The sequence below is a fragment of the Streptomyces sp. NPDC034670 genome, assembly GCF_055574875.1.
In genome coordinates, this window is record NZ_JBVITR010000002.1 from 167,619 (window position 1) to 176,991 (window position 9,373).

The 9,373-nt window shown below is 76.8% G+C and carries 8 protein-coding genes; 3 read left to right on the plus strand and 5 right to left on the minus strand.

Annotated elements, in window-relative coordinates; genetic code table 11:
• From ACZ56B_RS02260 to ACZ56B_RS02275, 4 genes are all read right to left on the minus strand, one after another.
• A partial coding sequence (locus tag ACZ56B_RS02260; protein ID WP_468785316.1) for an XdhC family protein occupies nucleotides 1-1,196 on the minus strand: 1,196 nt, incomplete at its 3' end.
• On the minus strand, nucleotides 1,189-3,369 hold the full coding sequence (locus ACZ56B_RS02265) for a xanthine dehydrogenase family protein molybdopterin-binding subunit (protein WP_468785318.1): 2,181 nt from the start codon (nucleotides 3,367-3,369) through the stop codon (nucleotides 1,189-1,191). The genes ACZ56B_RS02260 and ACZ56B_RS02265, both read right to left, overlap by 8 nt.
• Entirely contained in the window at nucleotides 3,366-4,358 is a 993-nt protein-coding gene (locus ACZ56B_RS02270; protein ID WP_468785320.1) for an FAD binding domain-containing protein, read from the minus strand. The genes ACZ56B_RS02265 and ACZ56B_RS02270 overlap by 4 nt, the downstream gene beginning before the upstream one ends.
• Complete coding sequence (locus ACZ56B_RS02275; protein ID WP_468785322.1) at nucleotides 4,355-4,909, minus strand: (2Fe-2S)-binding protein; 555 nt, start codon at nucleotides 4,907-4,909, stop codon at nucleotides 4,355-4,357. Before ACZ56B_RS02275 ends, ACZ56B_RS02270 begins: the two co-directional genes overlap by 4 nt.
• Nucleotides 4,910-5,208: 299 nt before the next feature.
• On the opposite strand from ACZ56B_RS02275, the gene ACZ56B_RS02280 reads away from it, so the two are divergent.
• Entirely contained in the window at nucleotides 5,209-5,787 is a 579-nt protein-coding gene (locus ACZ56B_RS02280) for a TetR/AcrR family transcriptional regulator (protein WP_468785324.1), read from the plus strand.
• A 268-nt stretch (nucleotides 5,788-6,055) separates the two neighbouring features.
• On the opposite strand, the gene ACZ56B_RS02285 is transcribed toward ACZ56B_RS02280, so the two are convergent.
• Complete coding sequence (locus tag ACZ56B_RS02285; RefSeq protein WP_468785479.1) at nucleotides 6,056-6,961, minus strand: LysR family transcriptional regulator; 906 nt, start codon at nucleotides 6,959-6,961, stop codon at nucleotides 6,056-6,058.
• 166 nt (nucleotides 6,962-7,127) lie between these two features.
• Here ACZ56B_RS02285 and ACZ56B_RS02290 point away from each other — a divergent pair, with 166 nt between their 5' ends.
• Together ACZ56B_RS02290 and ACZ56B_RS02295 are read left to right on the plus strand one after the other, a co-directional pair.
• Complete coding sequence (locus ACZ56B_RS02290; protein ID WP_468785326.1) at nucleotides 7,128-7,364, plus strand: hypothetical protein; 237 nt, start codon at nucleotides 7,128-7,130, stop codon at nucleotides 7,362-7,364.
• Nucleotides 7,365-7,449: 85 nt separating this feature from the next.
• Nucleotides 7,450-8,634, plus strand: a complete 1,185-nt coding sequence (locus ACZ56B_RS02295; RefSeq protein ID WP_468785328.1) for a CaiB/BaiF CoA transferase family protein — start codon at nucleotides 7,450-7,452, stop codon at nucleotides 8,632-8,634.
• The last annotated feature ends 739 nt before the right edge of the window (nucleotides 8,635-9,373 follow it).

A 9,373-nucleotide genomic window follows, 5' to 3' on the forward strand; every position in this document is an offset into this window, starting at 1 on the left:
CCCGCCCCTCCGTGGGAGGAGGCCCCCCCCGCCTGTTCGTTCCCCCCCCCCCCCCCCCCCCCCGCGTCCCGCCCGCCGGCGCGGTCGTCCCGGTGGATCGGCGCGCCCGAGCCGGTCAGCGGCACGCCCGTGCCGCCCCGGCGGACCGCGACGATCTCCGCCACGATGGACAGGGCGGTCTCCTCCGGCGTACGGGCGCCGAGGTCGAGGCCGATCGGGGACCTGAGCCGGGCCAGCTCCCGCTCCCCCACGCCCGCCTCGCGCAGCCGCCGCTCGCGGTCGGCGTGGGTGCGGCGCGAGCCCATCGCCCCCACGAACGCCACCGGCATCCCCAGGGCGGTCTTCAGCAGGGGGACGTCGAACTTCGCGTCGTGGGTGAGGACGCACAGCACCGTGCGCGCGTCGGTCGCGGTGCGGCGCAGATAGCGGTGCGGCCAGTCGGCCACGACCTCGTCGGCCTCCGGGAAGCGGGCCCGGGTGGCGAAGACCGGGCGGGCGTCGCAGACGGTGACGTGGTGGCCGAGGAACCTGCCCGCCCGCACCAGCGCCGCCGCGAAGTCGGTCGCCCCGAAGACGATCATGCGGGGCGGCGGCACCGAGGACTCCACGAACAGGGCCGGGCCACCGGCGCGGCGGGAGTCGTCCCCGGCCAGGACGACCGTGCCCGTGCGCCCGCCCTCCAGCAGGGCCCGGGCCTCGTCCGCCGCCGCCCGGTCCAGCTCCGGGCGCCCGCCGAGGCCGCCCTCGTACGTGCCGTCCGGGCGGACGAACAGGGCCCCGCCGAGCAGGTCCGCCGGGCCCCGGACGACCCGGGCGAGCGCCCCGGGGCCGCCCCGGGCCACGACCGGGAGCGCCGACCGGAGCACCTGCCGGACGGGGGCGTGCGCGCCGACCGGAGCCACCAGGACCTCGATGGCCCCGCCGCAGGTCAAGCCCACCGCGAAGGCGTCCTCGTCGCTGTAGCCGAACCGCTCGACGCGCCTCTCGCCGTCCTCCAGCGCCTGCGCGCACAGCTCGTACACCGCGCCCTCCACGCAGCCGCCGGAGACCGAGCCGACCGCCGTGCCCGCGCGGTCGACGGCGAGGGCGGCGCCCGGGTCGCGCGGTGCGCTGCCGTTCACCGACACGACCGTGGCGACGGCGAACTCCCGGCCTTCGGCCAGCCATCGGTGCAGCTCGCCGGCGAGGTCAAACACGCGGTCCCCCCGCCCCCAGCACCCGGTCCGGGCGGATGGGCAGAGCGCGGTGGCGTACGCCGGTCGCGTGCCAGACCGCGTTGGCGACGGCCGCCGCGGCACCCACGATGCCGATCTCACCGAGGCCCTTGACGCCGACCGGGTCGTCGGGGTCCGGGTCGTCCACCCAGTCCGCCTCGATCGCCGGTACGTCGGCGTGGGTGGCGACGTGGTAGCCGGCCAGGTCGGCGCCGTAGAGGCCGCCCGAGGCGCGGTCGCGGACGGCCTCCTCGTGCAGGGCCATGGAGATGCCCCAGGTCATGCCGCCCACGAGCTGGCTGCGCGCGGTGAGCGGGTTGACGATCCGGCCCGCCGCGAAGACGCCCAGCATCCGGCGCACCCGCACCTCGCCGGTGGTGACGTCCACGGCGACCTCGGCGAACTGCGCCCCGAAGGAGTGCCGCTCCTTCTGCGCGAGGGCACCGAGGGCGGCGGTGGTGTCGGAGCGCGCGGTGATGCCCTCCGGCGGCACGGCGGCCCCCGGCACGAGCCGGTCCCGCAGTTCCTCGGCCGCGGCGATGACCGCCCAGGACCAGGAGCGGGTGCCCATCGAGCCGCCGGCGATCCCCGCCGGGCCGAAGTCGCTGTCGCCGATCCGCACCCGGACCCTCCCGGGCGCCACCCCGAGCGCGTCGGCGGCGACCAGGGTGAGCGCCGTGCGGGCCCCGGTGCCGATGTCGGCCGCGGCGATCCGCACGGTGAAGGTGCCGTCCGCCTGAGCGGTCACCGCGGCCGTCGACGGCAGGGCGCCCGCGGGGAAGGAGGCGGCGGCCGTGCCCGTGCCGAGCAGCCAGCGCCCCTCGTGCCGCACGCCGGGGCGCGGGTCGCGGCCGGCCCAGCCGAAGCGGCGGGCGCCCTCGCGGAAGCAGGCGGCCAGGTTGCGGCCGGCGAACGGCAGCCCGGAGACCGGTCCCCGCCCGGGCTCGTTGCGCAGCCGCAGCTCGACCGGGTCGACGCCGCACCGTTCGGCCAGCTCGTCGAGCGCCGCCTCCAGCGCGAACGACCCCGGCGCCTCGCCCGGGGCGCGCATCCACGCCGGGGACGGCACGTCCAGCCGCACGACCTCGTTCGCCGTGCGGTGGGCGTCGGCGTCGTACATCACCCGGGCCGGGCCGGCGGCCGGCTCGACGAACTCCCACACCGTGGAGGTCTGGTTCAGCGAGCGGTGCTCCAGGGCGCGCAGCCGTCCGTCGGCGTCGGCGCCGAGCCGGACGCGCTGGACGGTGGGGCTGCGGTAGCCGGTGAGCGAGAACATCTGGCGGCGGGTCAGCACGACGCGCACCGGGCGCCGCAGGGCGGTCGCGGCCATCACGGCGGACACCTGGTGGGCCCGCAGGCCCTTGCTGCCGAAGCCGCCGCCGACGTGCTCGGAGCGCACCCGCACGGCGGACGGCTCGAGGGAGAACATCCTGGCGAGCTCGTCGGCGACCCAGGTGGCGCCCTGGTTGGAGTCGACGACCTCGAGCCGGTCGCCGTCCCACCGGGCGGTCGCCGCGTGCGGCTCCATCATGGCGTGGTGCTCCTCGGGCGTGGTGTACTCCTCGTCCACCACGTGGGCCGAGGCGGCGAGCGCGGCCTCCAGGTCGCCCTTCTCCGTCACGGCGGGCATGTGCCCGTCCGCCGCGTACGCGTCCGGGCGGCCGGCGCCGAACGCGACGTCGTGCGGCTGCCGCTCGTAGGTGACGACGAGGGCCTCGGCGGCCTCGCGGGCCTGTTCGGGCGTCTCGGCGACGACGAGCGCGACGGGCCATCCGGCGTACGGGATCCGGTCGTGCTGGAAGACGGCGGCGGTCGGGTCCGGCGGGACGCCCAGCACGCCGACGTAGTCGGTGTGCAGGCGCGGGGCGTTGCCGTGGTGCAGGACGGCGAGCACGCCCGGCACACCGAGTGCGCCGGCGGTCTCGACGGAGCGGATCCGGCCGCGGGCGACGGTGGAGAGCACCAGCCGTCCGTGGGCGAGGTCCGGGAAGGGGAGGTCGCCGGCGTAGCGGGCGGCCCCGGTGACCTTGTCGCGGCCCTCCACCCGGGTGTGCGCGGTGCCGACGGCGCCCGCCGGAGTCGTGCCGCCGGGCGTGGGGGCGGTCCCGCGGCCGGCCGTGGGGGTGGTGGTCCCGGTCGTGGGGGTGGCGGTCATCGGGCGGCCTCCTCGGCGAGCCCGGACAGCACGGCCACCACGAGGTTGCGCATGAGGGTCACCTTGTACCCGTTGCCGGGCAGCGGCCTGGCCGCCGCCAGTTCGGCGTCCGCCGCGGCGGCGAAGCACTCCGCGGTGGCCGGGGCCCCGGTCAGGACGCGTTCGGCCGCCCGGGCCCGCCACGGGCGGGACGCCACCGCACCGAAGGCCAGGCGCGCCTGGCGCACGACCCCGTCGCCGACGTCGAGGGCGGCGGCGACCGAGCCGATCGCGAAGGCGTACGAGGCGCGTTCGCGGACCTTGCGGTAGCGGGAGCGGGCGGCGACCGGCGCGGGCGGCAGGACGACGCCGGTGACGAGCGCGCCGGCCGGCAGGGCGGTCTCCCGGTGCGGGGTGTCGCCCACCGGCAGGTAGAAGTCGTCGAGCGGCAACCGCCCCGGTCCGTCGGCCGTCTCGTACGTCACCACCGCGTCGAAGGCGGTCAGCGCCACGCCCATGTCGGACGGGTGGACGGCCACGCAGTGGTCGGAGGCGCCGAGGACGGCGTGGTTGCGGTGTTCGCCGGTGACGGCGGGGCAGCCGCTGCCGGGCGCGCGCTTGTTGCAGGGCATGGTGACGTCGGTGAAGTAGCCGCAGCGGGTGCGCTGGAGCAGGTTGCCGCCGACGGTGGCCATGTTGCGCAGCTGCCCGGAGGCGCCGGCGAGCACCGCCTGGGCCAGGGCCGGGTAGCGGCGGCGGACCTCGGGGTGCGCGGCGAGGTCGCTGTTGGTGACGGTGGCGCCGATGCGCAGCCCGCCGTCACCGTCCGGTTCGATCCGGTCCAGCGGGAGCCGGCGGACGTCGACGAGGCGGGCGGGGCGCTCGACGCCGGCCTTCATCAGGTCGACGAGGTTGGTGCCGCCGCCGAGGCAGCGGGCGCCCGGGTCGCCGCCGAGCAGGGCCACGGCGCCGGGCACGTCGTCCGCGCGCCGGTAGTCGAACTCCCTCACGCCGCCTCCCCAGCCCCGGTCCGGGCCTGCCCGGCCGCGCGGGCGACGGCCTCGACGATCGCCGGGTAGGCACCGCACCGGCAGAGGTTGCCGCTCATCCGCTCCCGGATCTCCTCGGGGGTCAGCGGTGGGGGTCCCGCTTCGGGCCGTACGTCGTCGGTGACGGCGCTGGGCCAGCCCGCGGCGTGTTCCTCGACGACGGCGACGGCCGAGCAGATCTGACCGGGTGTGCAGTAGCCGCACTGGAAGCCGTCCAGGTCGAGGAAGGCCTGCTGCACCGGGTGCAGCCGCCCTCCGCGGGCCATGCCCTCCACGGTGGTGATCTCGCGTGCGTCGGCCGCGACGGCCAGTTGCAGGCAGGAGACGGTGCGGCGGCCGTCGACCAGGACCGTGCAGGCTCCGCACTGTCCCTGGTCGCAGCCCTTCTTGGTACCGGTCAGGCCGAGCCGCTCGCGCAGGGCGTCGAGCAGGGTGGTGCGGTGGTCGACGGACAGCGTGTGCTTCTCGCCGTTGACGTTCAGGGTGACGGTGCTGGACGTGGCGGGGGGCATGAACAGCCTTCCTTCGCTGATCCGGGGCGTGTCGGGGCGTTCCGGGCGGCGGGCGGGCCGATGACGCGGGGGTGCTGTCGTCACGGGCGCGGTTCGGGGACCATGCGGTCGTGCGGTCGTGCGGCCGCACGGGAGGGCGGGACGCCGGTCGCGGACGCCACGGCACCGGCCGTTCCGCGCCGTCCGTGCCCGCCGGTACGATGAGCCGAAGCGGACAACTGTCCGCTACTGGAAACGCTAGGGGACGACTGCCCGGCCGACAAGGACGGGTTTCGGCCACGGTCCGGAAGGAGCCACGCGTGCGGGAGAGGAAGGAGGCGCCCCTGCGCTCGGACGCGCAGCGCAACCGCGAGCGCATCCTGGAGGTGGCGCTGGCCGAACTCACGCGCTCGGCGGACACTCCGCTGAGCGTGATCGCCCGCAAGGCCCGCGTCGGACAGGGCACGTTCTACCGGAACTTCCCCAGCCGCGAGGCGCTCGTCCTGGAGATCTACCGGCACGAGATGCGGCAGGTCGCCGAGAGCGCGGCCCGGCTGCTGGCGACCCTGGAGCCCGACCGGGCCCTGCGCGAGTGGATGGACCGGCTGGCCCGGTTCGCCATGGCCAAGGCCGGGCTGGCCGACGCCATCCGGCAGGCCACCAGCGGACCGGGGAGCCCGGCGAAGCCGGGGCACCACGAGGTGACCGAGGCGGCCGAACTCCTGCTGCGCGCCTGCGAGGAGGCCGGAGCCATCCGTCCGGGGGTGACCGCGGACGACTTCTACCTCGCCATCGCCGGCCTCTGGCAGATCGACCCGGACGGGGACTGGCAGCCGCGCGCCGCCAGGCTGCTGGACCTCGTCATGGACGGGCTGCGCGTGGGGGCGCGCGGGCGGTAGGCCCTGCCGTCGGACTCCCGCCCGCCCCGCGGCGCCCGGCACGCACGCTCGCCGCGTCGCCGGAGCACCCGCGTGAGCCCTCCCCCACTCCCGGACCCGCACGAGCGGGGGACCCCCGTCGCGGGCGCTCCGGCGCCCTGCGAGCGCACGCTCCTCCAAGCTCCCGGCTTCCCTCGAGCAAGGGCCCACGGCGCCGCGGGTCCGCCCTCCGGGCGGACGACGGGAGTTCGACGACAGGACCCGGGGGCGCCGTGGGGGCCCCCGGATCTCAGGCGACCGCCGTCGGCGCCAGCTCCCGCAGTTCCCGCAGCGCGGCCGCCACCGCCGGGCGGGCCCGGCCGCCACCGCGCGTGCAGGTCAGCAGCTTGCGGTGCGGGTTCCCGGCACAGCGGACGCGGGTGATCGGCAGGTGCGGGGTGAGGTGGGCGAGGCGCGGGATCAGGGCGACGCCGAGTCCGTGGGCGACGAGGTGGGCGGTGACGTTCCAGTCGAGGGCGTGGTGGACGACGTCCGGGGCGAATCCGGCCGCGCCGCACGCGGACATCACGTGCGGCCGGCAGGGGCTCTGGGGAACCGGCGCGATCCACGCCTCGCGCGCCGCCTCGGCCAGGTCGATCCGCTCGCGCCCGGCCAGCGGATGCCCTTCGGGGACCACCAGGTCGAACGGGTCGTCCAGCAGCGGCCGCTGGTCGAACCGCGCGTCACCCAGCGGCGGGTTGTGCGGGGTGGACTCCACCACGGCCAGGTCCGCGGCCCCTTCGAAGAGCAGGTCGAAGCTCCGCTCCACCCCCGCCTCCGCGATCCGCACCGACAGCCGCGGGTGGCGCTCGCCCAGCCGGGCGGCCATGGGGGCCAGCAGCGCCGACACCGCCGCCGGGAACCCGGCCACGCGCAACGGCCCGGCCGGGGTGCCGTGATCGGCCCGCAGGTCCCGCTCCGCCCGGTCCCAGCGCGCCTGGATGGCGTCCGCGTGCGCGAGCAGGCTCTCGGCGGCCGGGGTGAGCCGCACCCCGCGCCCCCGGGGCTCCAGCAGCTCGACGTCCAGGTCGCGGGCGAGCCGGCGGATCTGCTGCGAGGCGGCGGACGGGGTGAGGTGCAGGGCACGGGCGGCCGCGGTGACCGTGCCGTAGTGGGCGACCGCTCTGAGGAGGTGCAGCCGGCGCAGGTCAATCATGAAGTCCACGCTTCACAGTGACGTCCACGAAGTCAACCTGGACGTGCACGGACGTTCCGGCGCACCCTTGGCCGTGTCGCGACGAACGGTCCCGGCCCCCGTACGCCGAGCGGTCCCGGCCCCGTACGGGGAAGCAGGCGCGAGCGAGCCGAAGCGAGGAGTCAGCATGACCAGCACGACCGGCGCCCCGGGGACGACCGGCACCGTCTGCCCGTACTGCGGGTGGCCGGACGACGCCGAGCCGTTCCAGGTGGTCTCCCGGCACGGCACGGCGGCGGGCAGCACGGTGTGGACCCGGTGCGGCTGCGGCTCGCTCCAGGCCCGTGCCGTGGACGGCCGCGGCACCCGCGTCGTGTCCCGCAGCAGGCCCCCCGTCCCCCCGCCGGGCCGGGCGGAGCGGTGAACGGCCGGGCGGCCGTTGACAGGCGGCCCGTCCCGGCCGTACTAATCGAGGCCGGTGATCCCGGGGCCCGGCAGGAGGCGCGGACGTGCACAGACATCCCTTGTCCGGGGTCACGGTGGTCAGCCTGGAGCAGGCGGTGGCCGCGCCCTACGCCACCCGGCAGCTGGCCGATCTCGGCGCCCGCGTGATCAAGGTGGAGCGGCCGGGCGAGGGCGACTTCGCCCGCCGCTACGACACGACGGTGCACGGCCACTCCAGCTACTTCGTGTGGCTCAACCGCTCCAAGGAGTCCCTCACCCTGGACCTGAAGGATCCGCGCGGCCGCGCGGTCCTGCACCGGCTCCTCGAGAAGGCCGACGTGTTCGTGCAGAACCTCGCGCCGGGCGCCGCCGGCCGCCTCGGCCTGGGCACCGAGGAACTCACCCGCCGCCACCCGCGGCTGATCCCGTGCACGGTCTCCGGCTACGGCACCACCGGGCCCTGGGCGGACCGCAAGGCGTACGACCTGCTGGTGCAGTGCCAGACGGGCCTGGTGTCACTGACCGGAACGGCGGACGGGACCGCGCGCACGGGCATCTCCGTCGCCGACATCGCCGCCGGGATGTACGCGTACAGCGGCGTGCTCACCGCCCTGTACACCCGCGCGACCACCGGCACGGCCCCTCCGGTGGAGGTGTCGCTGTTCGAGGCGCTGGCCGAGTGGATGGGCCAGCCCGCCTACTACACCCGCTACGGCGGCAGCCAGCCCCCGCGCCTGGGCACCCGGCACGCCACCATCGCCCCGTACGGCACCTACCGGGCCGCCGACGGCCGCGAGGTGCTGTTCTCCGTGCAGAACGAGCGCGAGTGGGCGGCCCTGTGCACGCGGTTCCTCGGCCGGCCCGAGCTGACCGACGACCCCCGCTTCGCCACCGGGCCCGACCGCGTGGCCCACCGGGAGGAGCTGGACGCGGTCATCGCCGAGCGCTTCGCCCGCTCCGGCGCCGAGGAACTGCTCGGGGACCTGGAGGCGATCGGCATCGCCTGCGCCGGGGTCAACGACGTCGCCGCGTTCCTCGACCACCCGGTCCTCGCCGCCCGCGGCCGCTGGCGCGAGGTCGCGGTGCCGGGCGCAAGCGTGCAGGCGCTGCTGCCGCCCGCCGACCTCGCCGGCCTGCCGGCGCGCATGGACCCGGTGCCGGCCGTGGGCGAGCACACGGAGGCGATCCTGGCGGAACTGGGCCACTCCCCCGAGGACATCGAGGCGCTGCGCGCGGACTCCGTCGTCTGAGCCGCGCCCGGGGCCCTGGAGATCGTCCTCAGAGGTGATCCCGTGCTTGCGGCGGGCTCGGCCGCCCTCTCGGTTTCCTCCCGCCGGGCGGCGACGCCGACGACTGCACCCGCTTCGAGCGGGTGAGGGGCGCGATCGGCGGGCCCGGGCGTCCGCGGACCCGACCCCGGGCGCGTGGTCGCGGACAAGGGCCGCGGCTCCCGGAAGATCCGTTCCCATCCGCGGCGACACGGCGTCCCGCACACGATCCCCGAACGCGCCGGCCGGATCCCCGGCCGGCTGGACCGCGGCACATGCGGCGGCCGTCCACCCGGCTTCGGCCGGTGCCCCTACCGTCGGCACAACGTCGTCGAACGCTGCTTCGACTGCCGCAAGCGGTGGCGCGGACCGGCCGCCCGCTCCGACAAGACCCGTGGGTCCTGCCCAGCCGCCCTCACCACCGCCTCCCTCCCGCTCCGGCTCCGACCTCCGAAGACGATCTCCAGGACGACCGGCGCGTTTCCCCACCGCCGGCTCCGGAAACAGGCACCACTCGGAGCAAGCTCTGAGCACCCACCGGGCATGCCAGGACCGCGATCGCCACCTGCGCACCGTCGCCGACGGTCGCACGGTGCCGGGGATCGGCTTGCGCCACCGGTCGACCGGCGGTGGGGGGGGGGGGGGGGGGGGGGGGGGGGGGGGGGGGGGGTGGGGGGGGGGAGGGGGGGGGTGGGGGGGGGGAGGGGGAGAACGTGCGCTG

What these genes read in the sequence shown, in the direction of transcription:
- ACZ56B_RS02265 (WP_468785318.1), bottom strand. Translation starts at nt 3,369, where the DNA reads ATGACCGCCACCCCCACGACCGGGACCACCACCCCCACGGCCGGCCGC.
- ACZ56B_RS02275 (WP_468785322.1), bottom strand. Translation starts at nt 4,909, where the DNA reads ATGCCCCCCGCCACGTCCAGCACCGTCACCCTGAACGTCAACGGCGAG.
- ACZ56B_RS02285 (WP_468785479.1), bottom strand. Translation starts at nt 6,961, where the DNA reads ATGATTGACCTGCGCCGGCTGCACCTCCTCAGAGCGGTCGCCCACTAC.
- ACZ56B_RS02290 (WP_468785326.1), top strand. Translation starts at nt 7,128, where the DNA reads ATGACCAGCACGACCGGCGCCCCGGGGACGACCGGCACCGTCTGCCCG.